Origin of the sequence: Tropicibacter alexandrii, from assembly GCF_003667315.2 — a bacterium.
In the GTDB taxonomy this organism is placed as follows: Bacteria; Pseudomonadota; Alphaproteobacteria; order Rhodobacterales; family Rhodobacteraceae; genus Tropicibacter; species Tropicibacter alexandrii.
Genome location: NZ_RCTZ02000011.1, coordinates 108,211 through 123,140, shown reverse-complemented (window position 1 = coordinate 123,140; position 14,930 = coordinate 108,211). Strand labels below are relative to the sequence as shown.

Below are 14,930 nucleotides of genomic sequence, written 5' to 3'. Positions count from 1 at the left end.
TTTTTCGTGTAGGCCGTGGGGTGCGTCAGGTCTGGGCGCGCGCCGGGGCTGGCCGGTCGAGGATGGTCCGGGCGGCTTCGGCCGAAACCCCAAGTCCTGAGGCGATGCGCTGACGCAGGTCACCGGCATCAAGGTGATGGAGGCCTGCGGCGGTCGTTCCGCCATAGGCCTTCATCCCGGTGACATGGTCCTCGGCGGTCTGGCTGCCTTGGCCCAGCATCGTTCCGGCAGACAGGAAAAGCTGGCGGATCGCGCGGTCGACGATTGGTTCGGCGATGCCCTCACCGCGCGCATGTTCGGCCAGCGTGGCCGCGAACCATGCGACGAAACCCGGCACCGGCCCGGTCAGGGCGGTGAACAGGTCGATGTGATCCTCTTGCGTGACCTCGTCGGTCTTGCCAAGCGCGGCAAACAGGCGCTCGGCCTCCTTGCGGTCCGCCTCTGTCACGGCTTCCGACGCGATCCATGGCGTATAGGCCAGCTGCAACGCCGCAGCGGGGCTGCTGATGGCCCGGACGACACGCGGGCTGCCCGTGGCCCGGGTCAACTCGGCGCGCGAGACGCCCGCCATGACCGACAGGATCAGCGCGTCGGGCGCGTGCAGGTCCAGTGCCCGGATCTGTTCGGGCGGGATGCACAGCAGGATCGTGTCGCAGGTCTGCGCCAGATCCTTGGCGATGGTGGTGATCGAGATGCCGGGCACGGGCGCCGTGCCGCTGCGATTGGCGACGCGCAGCGTGTTTCGGGACACGGCCCCTGTGTCCAGCCAAGCCCGGATGATGGCATCTCCCAGCATGCCGGACCCAACGATGCCGATTCGCGATATGCTCATGGTTTTCCCCTCAACCTCGCGGTACCTTGGCACAACAAGCGTTAATTTTCAGCTAGGCGGCAACTCTACGGCGATCAGGCCAAGGGCACGAGCCGTTTCCAGCGACAATTGTGCGCTTTCAAGGCCGCGATCCCGTTGGTAGCGGCGGATCGCTGCGGTGGTGGGGGCATCGAGCCATCCGGTCACGTTCCCCGAGAAATACCCACGCGCCCCGAGCGCCCGTTGCAGCGACGCGACGAAGTCCTGCGTGACCTGCTCGGGGCAGGGGGCTTCGAACGTCATTTCGCTGCGCGGTCGGACGATGCGCGGCACCGGCGCGCGGCGATAGATCGGCGGGCGCAGCACGGTGCCGTCCGGCGCGATTTCCGCCTGCACGACCTGCACTTCGCCCATGACATGTTCGTAGATGGCGGGGATGGTCTCATGCGCATAGCATTTGCCGTCACGTGCCGGTTCGGCCATCGGTGGCGGACCGGAGGGGGCCATATCGGCACGAGCGACCGACTCCGGCGCGGCACATGCGGCCAGAGACGCCATCGCGATCAGCGGGGCGAGGGGACGGATCATCTGCTCGGGCCTCTATTCGTGCCTTTGTCAGCGCAGGTTAGCCGATTTCGGGCACCGGGGGAAGGTTTTCATCCACAAGCCGATCGAGCAGGTGCGAAATGTCCTCGATCGTGTCGGCGAGGACATGGGTCACGCCATTCTCGCGCTGCACGCGCCCCGTCACGCGCAGCATCCGCCCCGAGATCACCGCACGGCGGAACCGTTCATAAAGCGCGCGCCAGACGATGACGTTGACCACGCCGGTTTCGTCCTCGAGCGTGATGAAGATCACGCCCTTGGCCGTGCCCGGACGCTGGCGCAGGATCACGATCCCGGCCACGGTGACGCGGGCGTTCCGGGGGGGCAGATCAAGCTGTGCGGCAGTCAGGGCCGAGGGCGGGCGGGGCCAATTCATGAGAACAATCATAGAACATGGGCGCGGGGTCGCCTAGGGGCCCAGCACGCGATCAAACGCATTTGATCCGGTCAATCGGCGGAAATGATGCAAAAGGCTCTGGCAGGGGCGGCGCTGGCGCTCTAAGACTTTGCGCGACTTCTGGACGGAGAGCAGCGAGATGGCAAAGATCACCTATATCGAACATAACGGCACCGAGCATGTGGTCGAGGTGCCCAACGGCCTGACCGTGATGGAAGGCGCGCGCGACAACGGCATTCCCGGCATCGAGGCCGATTGCGGCGGCGCATGTGCCTGCTCGACCTGCCATGTCTATGTCGACCCGTCCTGGGCCGACAAGCTGCCCGCGCGCGAGGACATGGAAGAGGACATGCTCGACTTTGCCTATCAGCCCGATCCGGCCACCTCGCGCCTGACCTGCCAGCTGAAGGTGACGGACGCCTTGGACGGTTTGGTCGTGCGCATGCCGGAGAAACAGATCTGATCGCCTTGCCCGACACGGGGGCGCCGCGTCGACGTAGTTCTGTCTGGCGGCGTCTGGCCCGCGGCGCATGGATGGCTCTGGCGCTCGTGGCGGCGGGGCAGGCGGTGGCGACTCCGCCCAACATCATCCTGGAGGCAGCCTATGCAGAGCCCACGACCCGCTACGACCATGGTGTTCTCGGCGACGCCTTGGAATGGGGGGCGCTGCGCCTGAAGGTGGATTTCTGCACCGGCTGCGAAGGGCGCGATGTCAGGGATATCCTCATCCGGCTTCCCGAACACCGGGTGTTCGAGGATATCGCACCGCGTTTGGTGGATGTGGAAGGGGCTGGCGCATCGGCGGTTATGGTCGTGGAGAGCGACCTCGAAAACGGCGCGCGGCTCGCGCTTTACCACGAAGGCGGGCTGTTGGCCGCGACCCCCTTCATCGGCCAGCGTCATCGCTGGCTGGCGCCAGTTGGGGCGGCCGATCTCGACGGCGACGGGACGATCGAACTCGCTTATGTGGATCGCCCGCATCTGGCAAAGACCCTGCGGGTCTGGCGGTTCGATGGTCGGTCGCTGTCCGAGGTTGCCGCGATGCAAGGCGTGACGAATCACAAGATCGGTTGGGATTACATTGCGGGTGGTATTCGGACATGCGGCGACGGCCCCGAGATGATCGTCGCATCGGCGGATTGGACCCGGATTCTCGCGGTGCGGTTCACGGGCGCGCTGATGTCGCGGAACATCGCCCCCTACGAAGCCGATACCATGCGCCGCGCCCTGTCCTGCAAGTGACGGCGGGACGGACGCTCGTTCTTCGAACATCGCCCCGCCCACCGTCCCTTTGACCAGCGCACAAACCACCTGTTTCTTCTCTTGGCAAATACCTCGGGGGTCCGGGGGCGGAGCCCCCGGCCGGTCGCCCCAGCCGCAGGCGAGGGCGAAACCCCACAGGCTGACGATTGGGGCTTCAAAAAACCCGCCATCCGGTCTAACCCGCCTTGCATGCGGATACTCTTTCTTGGCGATGTGATGGGGCGCGCGGGGCGTGCGGCGGTAACCGAACGGCTCCCGAAGCTGCGCGAGGACTGGAAGCTCGACTTTGTCGTCGTCAATGGCGAGAACGCGTCGGGCGGGATGGGCCTGACCGGGGCGCATTGCAAGCTGATCCTCGATGCGGGCGCCGATGTCGTCACGCTTGGCGACCATGCCTTCGACCAGAAGGACATGCTGACCTTCATCGAGACCGAAAAGCGCGTGCTGCGCCCGCTCAATTTCGCCAAGACCGCGCCGGGGCGCGGTGCCGGCCTCTTCGAGGACCGGCGCGGGCGCAAGGTGCTCGTTACGCAGGTGCTTGGGCAGGTCTTCATGAAGCGCGCCTTCGACGATCCATTCTCGGCCATAGACGAGGCGCTGCGGCGTCTTGGCGGTCAGGCGCAGGCGCGCCTTGTGGACATGCATTGCGAGGCCACCTCCGAGAAGATGGGCATGGGCCATTTCTGCGATGGCCGCGCCAGCCTCGTCGTCGGCACCCATACCCATGTGCCCACCGGCGACGCGCAGATCCTGCCGGGTGGGACGGCTTACCTGACCGATGCGGGCATGTGTGGCGATTACAACTCGGTCATCGGCATGGAAAAGGCCGAACCCATGCGCCGCTTCGTCACCGGCATGTCCAAGACCCGCTTCGAGCCCGCCAAGGGCGAGGCGACCCTGTCGGGTTGCCTCGTCGAGACCGACGACCGCACGGGGCAGGCCACCGCGATCCGGATGGTGCGGCAAGGCGGCCGTCTGGAGCAAGCCGGTCTGTGAGCCGCGTCCTCCCCTTCCTTGCGCTGATCGTGATCGGCGCGGCATGGGGGGCGACGCAGCCGCTGTCGAAGATCGCCGTATCGACCGGCTACCGGCATTTCGGGCTGATCTTCTGGCAGACGGCGCTGATGACGGTGCTGCTCTACGGCATCACGGCGCTGCGCGGACGGCGGGTGCCGTGGACGCGCAAGGTTCTGCCGCTGTATCTGTTCATCGCCGTGATCGGCACCGTGCTGCCCGGCATCACATCCTATAGCGCCATCGCGCATCTGCCCTCGGGCGTGATGTCAATCCTGCTTAGTTCTGTGCCGATGTTCGCTCTGCCCGTCGCGCTGGCGATGGGCAATGACAGCTTCCGCCTGTCGCGGCTGGGCGGGCTGGTGCTGGGCTTCGGTGGCGTCGCGCTTCTGGCCTTGCCAGAGGCCAGCCTGCCCGACGGCACCGAGGCGATCTGGGTCGCGATCGCGTTGCTCTCGTCGCTGTGTTACGCGTTCGAGGGCAATGGCGTGGCGCGCTGGGGCACGCAAGGTCTTGGGCCGTTCACCGTGCTGGCCGGGGCCAGCGCCGTCGCTGCCGTGATCTCTTTGCCGCTGGCGCTGGCGACGGGGCAGTTCATCGTGCCAACGCTGCCGCTTGGCGGCCCGGAGCTTGCGCTTCTGGGCAGCGTGGTGCTGCACGCGCTGGCCTATTCCGGCTATGTCTGGCTTGTGGGGCAGGCCGGGTCGGTCTTTGCGGCGCAGGTCAGCTATCTGGTCACCCTGTTCGGGGTCACATGGGCGATGCTGTTTCTGGGCGAGGGCTATTCCGGCTGGATCTGGGCGGCGATGGGGCTGATGCTGGGCGGGATCGCGCTGGTGCAACCCCGCCCGAAGTCCCTTGTGCCGGCGCCCGTGACCAGCGAAGATGCGCAGGCTTGAGGGCAAGGATAAGAGCAGCACATGCATTGGATCGAACTGAGCCAGCAGGCACAGGCGTTCATCGCGCTCGGGGTGGTGGTCGTGATGTTCGGCCTGTTCCTGAGTGAGACCTACCCGACCGAGGTCGTCGCCATTGGCGGGGTTGCCGCCATGTTGCTGCTGGGCATCCTGCCCTATGACGCGGCGCTCGACGTGCTGTCCAACCCGGCCCCTTGGACCATCGCGGGCATGTTCATCGTCATGGGCGGGCTGGTGCGCACCGGGGCGCTCGACGCCTTCAGCCTGTTCGCCCAAGCCGAGGTGCAGCGCAGGCCGCGCGCGGCGATGGCGGCAATCCTTGGCGTGGTGGTCGTGGCCTCGGCCTTCATGAACAACACGCCCGTCGTGGTGGTGATGCTGCCGGTCTTCGTCCAGATCGCCAAGGCGCTGGGGGTCGCGCCCTCGAAACTGCTGATCCCGCTCAGCTACGCGGCGATCCTTGGCGGCACGCTGACACTGATCGGCACCTCGACGAACCTGCTGGTCGACGGCGTCGCGCGCCAACAGGGGCTGGAACCCTTCACCATCTTCGAGGTCACGCCGCTGGCGGTGTTCCTGATCGCGTGGGGGATGTTCTACATCTTCGTCGTCGCGCCAAAGCTGCTGCCGGACCGCGCCTCGATGGCGGGCATGCTGTCGGACCGCTCGCGGATGAAGTTCTTTACCGAAGCCGTCATTCCCCCCGACAGCAACCTGATCGGGCGCGAGGTCAACGGCGTGCAACTCTTCAAACGCGAGGGCGTGCGGCTGATCGACGTGATCCGCGGCGATGAATCGCTGCGCCGCAACCTCAAGGGCGTCGAGTTGCAGGTCGGCGACCGCGTGGTGCTGCGCACCCAGATGACCGAACTGCTGTCGTTGCAACGGAACAAGGAACTCAAACGCGTCGATCAGGTCTCGGCCAAGGAAACCTCGACGGTCGAGGTGCTGATCTCCCCCGGCTGCAAGATGATCGGGCGGTCGCTGGGCGCGCTGCGCCTGCGGCGGCGCTACGGCGTCTACCCGCTGGCGGTGCATCGGCGGAACCAGAACATCGGGCGGCAGCTTGATGAACTGGTGGTGCGCGTGGGCGATACGCTGCTGCTCGAAGGCAACCCCGAGGACATCAAGCGCCTGGCCGATGACATGAACCTCGTCGATGTGGCCCATCCAACGGCCAAAGCCTTTCGCCGTGGACACGCGCCGGTCGCTCTGGGCGCGCTTGCGGGCATCGTCCTGCTCTCGGCCTTTGGCGTGGCCCCCATTCTTGCGCTGACCGTGGTTGCCATGGCGGTGGTGCTGCTGACCCGCTGCATCGATGCGGACGAGGCGTTCTCCTATGTCGAGGGTCAGCTTCTGGCGCTGATCTTCGCCATGCTCGCCATCGGCGCGGCGCTGCAAAGCTCTGGTGCGGTGGCGATGATCGTCGAGGCCGTGGCCCCCCTGATGACCGACCTGCCTGCGCCGCTCCTGATCTGGGCCATCTACCTGCTGACCTCGGCCCTGACCGAGGCCGTCTCGAACAACGCGGTCGCGGTCGTCGTCACGCCCATCGCAGTCGGGCTGGCCCATGCCATCGGCGTCGATCCGCGCCCGTTGGTGGTGGCGGTCATGGTGGCCGCGTCCTGCAGCTTTGCCACGCCCATCGGCTACCAGACCAATACGCTGGTCTATGGCCCCGGCGGGTACAAGTTCTCGGACTTCCTCAAGGTGGGCCTGCCGCTCAACTTGTCTGTGGGGGCCTTGGCCGCCCTGCTGATCCCGGTCTTCTTCCCGCTCTGACGCCCCTGCTTCTTTGGTCCCCAAATACCTCGGGGGAGGCCGCAGGCCGGGGGCAGAGCCCCCTCTACCGGTATCGCTGCACGAAACCCTCGAGAAGGCGCTCCGGTACGGTCACATCCGCCGCGCGGCACATGTCGATCAGGTCCTGCGCGGTCTCGGGCGGGAAATAGCCCTTGTCCTTGTAGATGCGAATCCGCGTCTCGAACCCGGCCGCGTCCGCCTCCGGGTGGAACTGCGTGGCATAGACGTTCTGGCCGAACCGGATCATCTGGTAGGGGCAGGGGCCAGAGGCCACCAGATGCACAGCCCCCTTGGGCAGGTGCTGCACCGCTTCCTTGTGGCCGACAAAGGCGTCGAAGGTCTCGGGCAGCGGGACTGTCAGGGCATCGGCCTTGCCCTGCGGGGTCACGTGACAGGTCACCGCGCCCACCGCTTCGCCGAACCGGGCCTTGGACACTTCGGCCCCGAGGTGATGCGCAAGTATCCCGATCCCGTAGCAACAGCCCATAAACGGCACATCCTCGGCCGTGATGACCGGCATCAAGGACAGGCAGGCCGCCTCGATCCGGGCCTCGACCGGGTCCTTGCTGTCCACCGGGTCGGACACGCAGCCCGGCCCCCCGCCGACGATCACCCCCGCATAGTCGCGCGCATCCAGCGCCTCGGGCAGGTCCTCGCGATCCAGACGCAGCCTGTGGACCTGCGCCGCGCGCAGCCCGCCCTTGTCGAGAAAGGCGTGGAATTCGTCATCGCTGGCCTCGGTCTCGGGGCGCAGCTGCAATAGCAGAAATCGGCTCATTCGCACTTGGTACCCGCCGCCGCCGCAAAGGAAAAGCCCCACCTTGGCAAGCCCCGCGGCCTTGGATTATAAGCCCGCGAAACCAGTCACAGACAAAAGAGGGAACGTGCCATGGCCGGCCACTCAAAATGGGCGAATATCCAGCACCGCAAGGGCCGTCAGGACAAGCTGCGCGCCAAGGTGTTTTCCAAGCTTTCCAAGGAGATCACCATCGCCGCCAAGATGGGTGATCCCGATCCCGACAAGAACCCGCGCCTGCGCCTCGCCGTCAAGGAAGCCAAGGGCCAGTCCATGCCCAAGGACAATATCGAACGCGCCATCAAGAAGGCCGTTGGCGGCGAGGGCGAGGATTACGAGGAAATCCGCTACGAGGGCTACGGCCCCAACGGGGTCGCGGTGATCGTCGAGGCGATGACCGACAACCGCAACCGCACCGCCTCCAATGTCCGCTCGACCTTCACCAAGAATGGCGGCAATCTGGGGGAGACCGGCTCTGTCGGCTTCATGTTCGAGCGCAAGGGCGAGATCACCTATCCCGCCTCCGTGGGCGATGCGGACACCGTCATGATGGCCGCGATCGAGGCCGGGGCCGAAGATGTCGAATCCTCTGAGGATGGCCATCTGATCTACTGCGCCGATACCGACCTGAACGAGGTCGCCACCGCGCTCGAGGCCGAACTGGGCGAAAGCGAGTCGACCAAGCTGATCTGGAAGCCCACGACCACGACCGAACTCGATCTGGACGGGATGCAAACCCTGATGAAACTTGTCGATGCGCTGGAGGATGATGACGACGTGCAGCGCGTCACCACCAATTTCGAAGCCTCCGACGAGGTCATGGCGCAGCTCTGACCCAAAGTCGCGGCCTGTACGATTTGAACACCGATCCCGGCAAAACGGAATAGCCGGTCATGCTTGGTTAACACTCCCCCGCCGCACACCGCGTGCGGGGGTTTCGTTTTCTGCCGCAGGATGCTTTTCTGACGTCATTGGGCGTCGGGAGTGTAGGTGTGGATTTCATCAATCAGATTTTGGCCGGTCCCACGTCGTGGGAGGGAGAGCATTGGAGCTTCGTCGTCGGGCTCCTTGGCCTTGTCGGTCTCGGATGGGTCTTCCACATCCCGGCCAAGCTCTATCGATACGTCCGCCCCAAGCCGTTTGCTCCGCAGCCAACCTATCTTGTTCCCGATCCGCATATGCCTGAACCAGAGAAGCCAGAACCGCCGAAGCCCCCCCAAATCAACGTCCCTCCCATCCAGCGGGAGATCCTCGGGCGCGAGCATGATCTGCAAGCCCTCCGCGACGGGCTGCTGGCGCAGGGCCACGCCGCGCTGACGGCGGTGGTGCAGGGCCATGGTGGCTATGGCAAGACCGCGCTCGCCCGGCTGTATGTCGACAAATACGGCGAAAGCTATGACGGCATCCTCTGGGCCACCGCCGACCCCGCCGTCTTTCTGCCGATGATCGTCGCCGCCGCCGACAGCCTTGGCGTGACCCGGACCGGCGACATTCAGGCCGACGCGCGGGCGGTTCTGGCAAGGGTCGGCGCGCAGGGCCGGTGGCTGGTCGTCTATGACAACGTCGCCAGCTACGCCGCGATCAAGGACATGATGCCCAGCGGCCCGCATCTGATCGTCACCACCCGCGAATCAGAGGGCTGGGGGCAGTGGCCCAAGGTCCAGCCGAAGACCCTGCCTTGGGACGGGCCGGACAGCCCCGCCGTGCGCCTGCTGCTGGTCGAGGCCGGTAGCGACGACGCGCCGGGCGCGCAGGCCTTGGCGCAGGCTTTGGGTGGTCTGCCGCTGGCGCTGATCGTCGCCAGGGCCCTGGCGCGGCACGACAGTTTTGGCGCGGTCCAGACCCGCATCGCAGAGGTGCTGGAAACCGCGCCGCGAAATGGCGACTACGATGACAGCGTGATCGGCGCGGTCATGGTCAGCTACGAACGCCTGCCCAGCGACGCGCAGCGGGTGATCGACATTCTGGCATGGTGGGCGCCCGAGGCGCTGGGGCCAGACCTGTTCACCGGCGGGGTCGAGGGGCGACGTCGCGCCTTGGACCCCGAGGTGATCGAGGCCGAGGAGGCCAGCCTGTCTGACGACCCGGATCGCCTGCGCCGCGCCTTTGCCGATCTGGCCGCGGCCTCGCTGTTGCAACGGGCGGAGACGGGCGAAGGATTTACCCTGCACCGCATGACCGCCGCCGCCCTGCGCGCGGTGCAGGACCGGAGGTCAGACATGCGGGCGGCGCGCGCAGCGGTCGAGCTGTTGGCGGCGGTGTACCCCGCAGATGCGTTGGCTCCCGGCAACTGGCCCCTCTGCGCCCGCCTGACCCCGCATTCCCTGACCTTGTGGGAGGTCTTAGAACCAAAGCTGGACAGCGCCACCTCTACCGCCCCCGGCGGCGCGGCTTTGGAATTTGTGCTCAACCAATCTGCGATCTATCTGTCAATGTTGCACGAGTCGTCGGAATTGGCCTTGGCCCAAGCGGGCCAAGCACTGAAAGAGGCCCGCCTGCAGCCTGACCACCGCGACATGGCTGTGGGGCTGGCCAATCTGGCCGTGGCGCACCTGCGGCAAGGTGAGTTTGACACGGCAGAGGCCCTTCTGGACCGCGCCATCACCCTGAACCGCACCCACCGCCCGGACAGCGTCGATCTGGCGGACAGTCTCAACATGTTGGGCGGGCTGTGGATAGAGCGCGCCCGACAAGGGGAAGGCGGCGATCTGGAACTGGCCGCAGAGGCCTTTGAAGAGGCGCTGTTGCATTATCGCGCGCAGCTGGGGGAAAATCATGATAATGTGGCAATGGCTTTGAACAATCTTTCAGTGCTCCGCGCAATGCAGGGGCGTGGGACACAAGCTGCCGATCTGGCTGGCCAAGCCCTTGTCATCCGTCGCAAAGTGCTGCCGTCGGGGGATGCTCGACTGGCCATTCCCCTGTTGAACACCGCAGTCTTGGCCCTGAAAGCTGGTCAGGCACCGCAGGCAGAACCGCTGCTGCAAGAGGCCTACGACAGCCTTGCCGACGTACTCAAACCCGACCATCCCGACCTGCGCAGAGCGGCGGATTGGTTGACCCTATGCTGGCTGGTGCTGGCGCAGCAGCCCGGCGCGCGCGGGCTGTACGAGGCCAAGGCCAAAACCCTGTGTGCCAAACACGGTCTTGACTTCGCCAGGCAACAGGCACAAGCGGACGCCCTGATCAAACAGGATGCCTCATGACCACCGCCCTTGCGGGTTTTGCCCTTGGCCTTTCGCTGATCCTTGCCATCGGGGCACAGAACGCCTTTGTCCTGCGGCAAGGCTTGCTGCGCGCCCATGTCGGCCCCGTCGTCGCGGTCTGCGCCCTGTCCGACGCCGCCTTGATCGCCGCCGGGGTCGCGGGGTTCGGCCACCTCGCCACCGCGATCCCCGGCCTCGAATGGGCGATGCGGCTGTTCGGCGCGGCCTTCCTGATCTGGTACGGCGCGCGCACCCTGCTGGCCGCCTACAGGGGTGGCGCGACGATGCAGGCAGGCCCCACCGCGGGCAGCCTGCGCAACGCCATCCTCACCTGCCTCGCGCTGACATGGCTCAACCCGCATGTCTACCTCGATACGGTCGTCCTGCTGGGCGCGGTCTCGGCGCAATATGATGACCGGCTCGATTTCGCCCTCGGCGCCATGACCGCCTCGTTCACCTTCTTCACGGCGCTCGGCTACGGCGCGCGCCTGCTCGCCCCGGTCTTCGCAAGACCCCGCGCGTGGCAAATTCTCGATCTCGTCATCGGTCTGACCATGTGGGCCATCGCGGCGAAATTGCTGTTCTCCTGATCGGGTCTTTTTCTGGCCCGAAATGCCGCGGGGGAGGCCGCAGGCCGGGGGCAGAGCCCCTTGCGCGGGCGCAGCCCGCGCGGGTCGACCCGGCGCAAGCCGGGGCGAAATCCTTGCCCGGAACACATGCATGCCGCAGACATGCTTGTACCCGCCGGTGAACACGATATGTCTGCCTGCATGGAAACGGCATCCCCGGGGCGGGGCATCTTCTGGATGATTGTATCGGGGCTTTGCTTCGTGGGTGTCACGGCACTGGTCAAACTGCTGGGCGGGCGCATCCCGGCTGCCGAAAGCGCCTTCCTGCGCTACCTGATCGGTTTGGTCTTCCTGCTGCCGATGGTGCGGTCTCTGGCCCGCACGCGGCTGACCGCGCGGCAGTGGCGGCTGTGTTCGTTGCGCGGGGTGGTGCATACGGTGGGCGTGGCCCTGTGGTTCTACGCCATGACCCGCATTCCCATCGCCGAGGTCACGGCGATGAACTATCTCAACCCGGTCTATGTCACCATCCTCGCGGTCGTGTTCTTGGGCGAACGGTTGGCGGTCCGGCGTGTCATGGCGATCGTGGCCGCGCTGATCGGTGCCTTGGTGATCCTGCGGCCGGGATTTCGCGAACTGGACCCGGGGCATTTCGCCATGCTGGGCACGGCGCTGCTATTCGGCGTGTCCTACCTGCTGGCCAAGATCCTGTCGGACGAGGTCAGCGCCGTGGTTGTCGTGGCGCTGCTGTCCGTGACCGTGACCATCGGGCTCGCGCCTTTGGCCTTGGCCGTGTGGGTCTGGCCCACCGCATGGGAATTGACCGTGCTGTTCTTCGTGGCGCTGTTTGCAACGGCGGGTCATTACACGATGACTTTGGCCTTCGCCTCGGCTCCGGTCACCGTCACCCAACCGGTCACGTTCCTGCAACTGGTCTGGTCGGTCTCGCTGGGGGCGATGTTCTTTGCCGAACCGATCGACCCATGGGTGATCACCGGCGGGGTGATCATTCTGAGCGCCGTGGTCTTCATCACGTGGCGCGAAGCAGTGCTGAAGCGTCGCGTCACCCCGGCCATCCCGGAAACGAAGGTCTGAACGGGCCGTCATTGTCGCCATTCCATGAAAAATCCGCGCGGCCACCCCATTTTTGCCGCGATTCGCGCCGACCCTGATCCTGTCAACCCCATCAGATGGAGACGGGATATGTTCACCGATACCAAGACGACCCATGACATGGTCGAGATCGCCGAGTTCCTGTTGAAGGAGCGCGAAAAGGTTCTGTCCGACGCCGAGTGGCGCTTTCGGATGCGCGGCTACGGCTACAACCTGCGCCGGGTGCAGGACGGGATCGAGGTGGCCAAACTGCCCCAGAACACCGTGATCGGCACGATCCACGCATGACCCGACGCCCGGCACCGCGCGGGCGTCAGGATTTTTATTGACGGGTCAGTCAAGAACCGGCATTCCGAAAGAATGCCAAAGGTCGGACAGGAACCCATAAGGCGGGCGGCGCTGGTGGCCGCGACGGTCGAGGAAATCGGCCAGAGCGGGACATTGGACGTGACGGTTGGCCAGATTGCGAAACGCGCGGGCATGTCCAGCGCGCTGGCGCATCATTATTTCGGCTCGAAAGCGCAGATTTTCCTCGCGGCGATGCGGCATATCCTGTCGGAATATGGCGCTGACGTTCGCCATGCCTTGGCAACTGCCCCCGAAGGGCGGCGGCTGGAGGCCATCATCAGCGCAAGCATGGGCGAGGGGCATTTCGACCGCGCCACCATTGCTGCTTGGCTCAATTTCTACGTTTTGGCGCAGCGCGACGCGGATGTGGCGCGCTTGCTGCGCGTCTATCAGCGGCGCTTGCGCTCGAACCTGATCGCAAGCCTGCGCGGGCGCGCGCGCGACCCCGAGGCTGCTGCGGCGACGCTGGCCGCGCTGATCGACGGGGTCTACCTGCGCGCCGCTTTGGGCGACGAGGCAATCGAGGGCGCAGAGGCACGGGTCATGGCCGTGGCCCGCGCCCTCATGGAGGAGCAGTCATGAAACCCAATATCCTGATCGTCATGGTAGACCAGCTCAACGGCACGCTGTTTCCCGACGGCCCTGCCGACTGGCTGCACGCGCCGAACCTCAAGGCGCTGGCGGCGCGTTCGACCCGCTTTCGCAACGCCTACACCGCCTCGCCCTTGTGCGCGCCGGGGCGGGCGTCTTTCATGTCGGGGCAGTTGCCCAGCATGAGCCGGGTCTATGACAACGCCGCCGAGTTCGCGAGCGACATCCCCACCTATGCGCATCACCTGCGTCGGGCGGGCTATCAGACCTGCCTCTCAGGCAAGATGCATTTCGTCGGGCCGGACCAATTGCATGGGTTCGAGGAACGCCTGACCACCGACATTTACCCCGCCGATTTCGGCTGGACGCCGGATTACCGCAAACCCGGCGAGCGGATCGACTGGTGGTATCACAACATGGGCTCGGTCACGGGCGCGGGCGTGGCCGAGATTTCCAACCAGATGGAATATGACGACGAGGTCGCCCACGCGGCCAAGATGAAGATCTACGATCTGGCGCGTGGCAAGGACGACCGCCCGTGGTGCCTGACCGTCAGCTTCACGCATCCGCATGATCCTTACGTGGCGCGGCGCAAGTATTGGGACCTCTACGAGGACTGCGACCACCTGCTGCCTGAGGTTCCGGCCATGGCCTACGAGGATCACGACCCCCACGCCAAGCGCATCTTCGACGCCAATGACTGGCGCAATTTCGACATCACCGAGGAGGATATCCGCCGCTCGCGCCGCGCTTATTTTGCCAATATCAGCTATCTCGACGACAAGGTGGGCGAACTGCTGGGTGTGCTCGAAGATACGCGGCAAGAGGCCATCGTGGTCTTTGTCAGCGATCACGGCGACATGCTGGGCGAGCGCGGGCTGTGGTTCAAGATGTGCTTCTACGAGGGCTCGGCGCGGGTGCCGATGATGGTCGCCGTGCCCGGAGGCACCGGCGCGCGGGTCGATGATCCGGTGTCGAATATCGACGTCTGCCCGACGCTGTGTGATCTGGCGGGGGTGGACATGTCCGAGGTCATGCCTTGGACCGCGGGCGAGAGCCTTGTGCCGCTGATGAACGGTACGGCGCGGGAAACCCCGGTGGCGATGGAATACGCGGCAGAAGGCTCCTACGCGCCGCTCGTGTGCCTGCGGCAGGGGCGGTGGAAATACACCGCCTGCGATCTGGACCCCGAACAACTGTTCGATCTGGAGGCCGATCCGCATGAGTTGGTGAACCTTGCGGGCGAGGCAGGGCATGCCGAGGTGCTGGAGGGCTTTCGCGCGCAGGCGGCAGAACGCTGGGATCTGAAGCGGTTCGATGCCGAGGTCCGGCAATCGCAGGCCCGGCGCTGGGTGGTCTATGAGGCACTGCGGCAGGGCGGCTATTTCCCGTGGGACTTCCAGCCGTTGCGGGATGCGTCGGAACGCTACATGCGCAATCACATGGACCTGAACGTGCTGGAAGAGAACCAGCGCTTTCCACGCGGAGAGTGAGGC

The 14,930-nt window shown here is 65.6% G+C and carries 16 protein-coding genes; 12 read left to right on the top strand and 4 right to left on the bottom strand.

Features of this window, described 5'->3' with window-relative positions; genetic code table 11:
* Positions 1–25: 25 nt before the first annotated feature.
* The 3 genes from D8Z78_RS15160 to D8Z78_RS15150 are packed head-to-tail and all read right to left on the bottom strand — an operon-like array spanning position 26 to position 1,793.
* The gene (locus tag D8Z78_RS15160) at positions 26–832 is read right to left on the bottom strand and encodes a pyrroline-5-carboxylate reductase family protein (protein WP_121634589.1); all 807 of its coding nucleotides are present in this window, start codon (positions 830–832) and stop codon (positions 26–28) included.
* 48 nt (positions 833–880) lie between these two features.
* Positions 881–1,399, bottom strand: coding sequence for a peptidoglycan-binding domain-containing protein (locus D8Z78_RS15155; RefSeq protein ID WP_121634591.1), 519 nt, complete (start codon positions 1,397–1,399; stop codon positions 881–883).
* Positions 1,400–1,436: 37 nt separating this feature from the next.
* Entirely contained in the window at positions 1,437–1,793 is a 357-nt protein-coding gene (locus tag D8Z78_RS15150; RefSeq protein ID WP_121634592.1) for an OB-fold nucleic acid binding domain-containing protein, read from the bottom strand.
* 160 nt (positions 1,794–1,953) lie between these two features.
* Here D8Z78_RS15150 and D8Z78_RS15145 point away from each other — a divergent pair, with 160 nt between their 5' ends.
* From D8Z78_RS15145 to D8Z78_RS15125, 5 genes are all read left to right on the top strand, one after another.
* The gene (locus tag D8Z78_RS15145) at positions 1,954–2,277 is read left to right on the top strand and encodes a 2Fe-2S iron-sulfur cluster-binding protein (RefSeq protein WP_121634600.1); all 324 of its coding nucleotides are present in this window, start codon (positions 1,954–1,956) and stop codon (positions 2,275–2,277) included.
* 71 nt (positions 2,278–2,348) lie between these two features.
* Positions 2,349–3,056: a VCBS repeat-containing protein gene (locus D8Z78_RS15140; protein WP_121634594.1), complete on the top strand. Its 708-nt coding sequence runs from the start codon at positions 2,349–2,351 to the stop codon at positions 3,054–3,056.
* Between the two features lie 210 nt (positions 3,057–3,266).
* On the top strand, positions 3,267–4,073 hold the full coding sequence (locus tag D8Z78_RS15135) for a TIGR00282 family metallophosphoesterase (protein WP_121631560.1): 807 nt from the start codon (positions 3,267–3,269) through the stop codon (positions 4,071–4,073).
* Entirely contained in the window at positions 4,070–4,990 is a 921-nt protein-coding gene (locus D8Z78_RS15130) for a DMT family transporter (protein ID WP_121631561.1), read from the top strand. The genes D8Z78_RS15135 and D8Z78_RS15130 overlap by 4 nt, the downstream gene beginning before the upstream one ends.
* A 21-nt stretch (positions 4,991–5,011) precedes the next feature.
* Positions 5,012–6,790, top strand: coding sequence for an SLC13 family permease (locus D8Z78_RS15125; protein WP_121631562.1), 1,779 nt, complete (start codon positions 5,012–5,014; stop codon positions 6,788–6,790).
* 64 nt (positions 6,791–6,854) lie between these two features.
* On the opposite strand, the gene D8Z78_RS15120 is transcribed toward D8Z78_RS15125, so the two are convergent.
* A complete protein-coding gene (locus D8Z78_RS15120) occupies positions 6,855–7,589 on the bottom strand; it encodes a glutamine amidotransferase (RefSeq protein ID WP_121631563.1) in 735 nt (244 codons plus the stop codon).
* A gap of 111 nt (positions 7,590–7,700) precedes the next feature.
* On the opposite strand from D8Z78_RS15120, the gene D8Z78_RS15115 reads away from it, so the two are divergent.
* The 7 genes from D8Z78_RS15115 to betC all read left to right on the top strand — a co-directional run bounded on the left by D8Z78_RS15115 (position 7,701) and on the right by betC (position 14,927).
* Entirely contained in the window at positions 7,701–8,441 is a 741-nt protein-coding gene (locus tag D8Z78_RS15115) for a YebC/PmpR family DNA-binding transcriptional regulator (protein ID WP_121631564.1), read from the top strand.
* A 158-nt stretch (positions 8,442–8,599) separates the two neighbouring features.
* Positions 8,600–10,813 carry a tetratricopeptide repeat protein gene (locus D8Z78_RS15110; protein ID WP_121631565.1) on the top strand — a complete coding sequence of 738 codons (2,214 nt, stop codon included), beginning with the start codon at positions 8,600–8,602 and terminating at the stop codon, positions 10,811–10,813.
* Entirely contained in the window at positions 10,810–11,403 is a 594-nt protein-coding gene (locus D8Z78_RS15105) for a LysE/ArgO family amino acid transporter (RefSeq protein ID WP_121631566.1), read from the top strand. The genes D8Z78_RS15110 and D8Z78_RS15105 overlap by 4 nt, the downstream gene beginning before the upstream one ends.
* A 180-nt stretch (positions 11,404–11,583) precedes the next feature.
* Positions 11,584–12,477, top strand: coding sequence for a DMT family transporter (locus tag D8Z78_RS15100; protein WP_240672142.1), 894 nt, complete (start codon positions 11,584–11,586; stop codon positions 12,475–12,477).
* Positions 12,478–12,585: 108 nt separating this feature from the next.
* Complete coding sequence (locus D8Z78_RS15095; RefSeq protein WP_121631567.1) at positions 12,586–12,783, top strand: hypothetical protein; 198 nt, start codon at positions 12,586–12,588, stop codon at positions 12,781–12,783.
* 72 nt (positions 12,784–12,855) lie between these two features.
* Positions 12,856–13,425 carry a transcriptional regulator BetI gene (betI, locus tag D8Z78_RS15090; RefSeq protein ID WP_121631568.1) on the top strand — a complete coding sequence of 190 codons (570 nt, stop codon included), beginning with the start codon at positions 12,856–12,858 and terminating at the stop codon, positions 13,423–13,425.
* Entirely contained in the window at positions 13,422–14,927 is a 1,506-nt protein-coding gene (betC, locus tag D8Z78_RS15085; protein ID WP_121631569.1) for a choline-sulfatase, read from the top strand. Before betI ends, betC begins: the two co-directional genes overlap by 4 nt.
* Positions 14,928–14,930 lie beyond the last annotated feature (3 nt).

What these genes read in the sequence shown, in the direction of transcription:
- D8Z78_RS15160 (WP_121634589.1), bottom strand. Translation starts at nt 832, where the DNA reads ATGAGCATATCGCGAATCGGCATCGTTGGGTCCGGCATGCTGGGAGAT.
- D8Z78_RS15155 (WP_121634591.1), bottom strand. Translation starts at nt 1,399, where the DNA reads ATGATCCGTCCCCTCGCCCCGCTGATCGCGATGGCGTCTCTGGCCGCA.
- D8Z78_RS15150 (WP_121634592.1), bottom strand. Translation starts at nt 1,793, where the DNA reads ATGAATTGGCCCCGCCCGCCCTCGGCCCTGACTGCCGCACAGCTTGAT.
- D8Z78_RS15145 (WP_121634600.1), top strand. Translation starts at nt 1,954, where the DNA reads ATGGCAAAGATCACCTATATCGAACATAACGGCACCGAGCATGTGGTC.
- D8Z78_RS15140 (WP_121634594.1), top strand. Translation starts at nt 2,349, where the DNA reads ATGGCTCTGGCGCTCGTGGCGGCGGGGCAGGCGGTGGCGACTCCGCCC.
- D8Z78_RS15135 (WP_121631560.1), top strand. Translation starts at nt 3,267, where the DNA reads ATGCGGATACTCTTTCTTGGCGATGTGATGGGGCGCGCGGGGCGTGCG.
- D8Z78_RS15125 (WP_121631562.1), top strand. Translation starts at nt 5,012, where the DNA reads ATGCATTGGATCGAACTGAGCCAGCAGGCACAGGCGTTCATCGCGCTC.
- D8Z78_RS15120 (WP_121631563.1), bottom strand. Translation starts at nt 7,589, where the DNA reads ATGAGCCGATTTCTGCTATTGCAGCTGCGCCCCGAGACCGAGGCCAGC.
- D8Z78_RS15115 (WP_121631564.1), top strand. Translation starts at nt 7,701, where the DNA reads ATGGCCGGCCACTCAAAATGGGCGAATATCCAGCACCGCAAGGGCCGT.
- D8Z78_RS15105 (WP_121631566.1), top strand. Translation starts at nt 10,810, where the DNA reads ATGACCACCGCCCTTGCGGGTTTTGCCCTTGGCCTTTCGCTGATCCTT.
- D8Z78_RS15100 (WP_240672142.1), top strand. Translation starts at nt 11,584, where the DNA reads ATGGAAACGGCATCCCCGGGGCGGGGCATCTTCTGGATGATTGTATCG.
- D8Z78_RS15095 (WP_121631567.1), top strand. Translation starts at nt 12,586, where the DNA reads ATGTTCACCGATACCAAGACGACCCATGACATGGTCGAGATCGCCGAG.
- betI (WP_121631568.1), top strand. Translation starts at nt 12,856, where the DNA reads ATGCCAAAGGTCGGACAGGAACCCATAAGGCGGGCGGCGCTGGTGGCC.
- betC (WP_121631569.1), top strand. Translation starts at nt 13,422, where the DNA reads ATGAAACCCAATATCCTGATCGTCATGGTAGACCAGCTCAACGGCACG.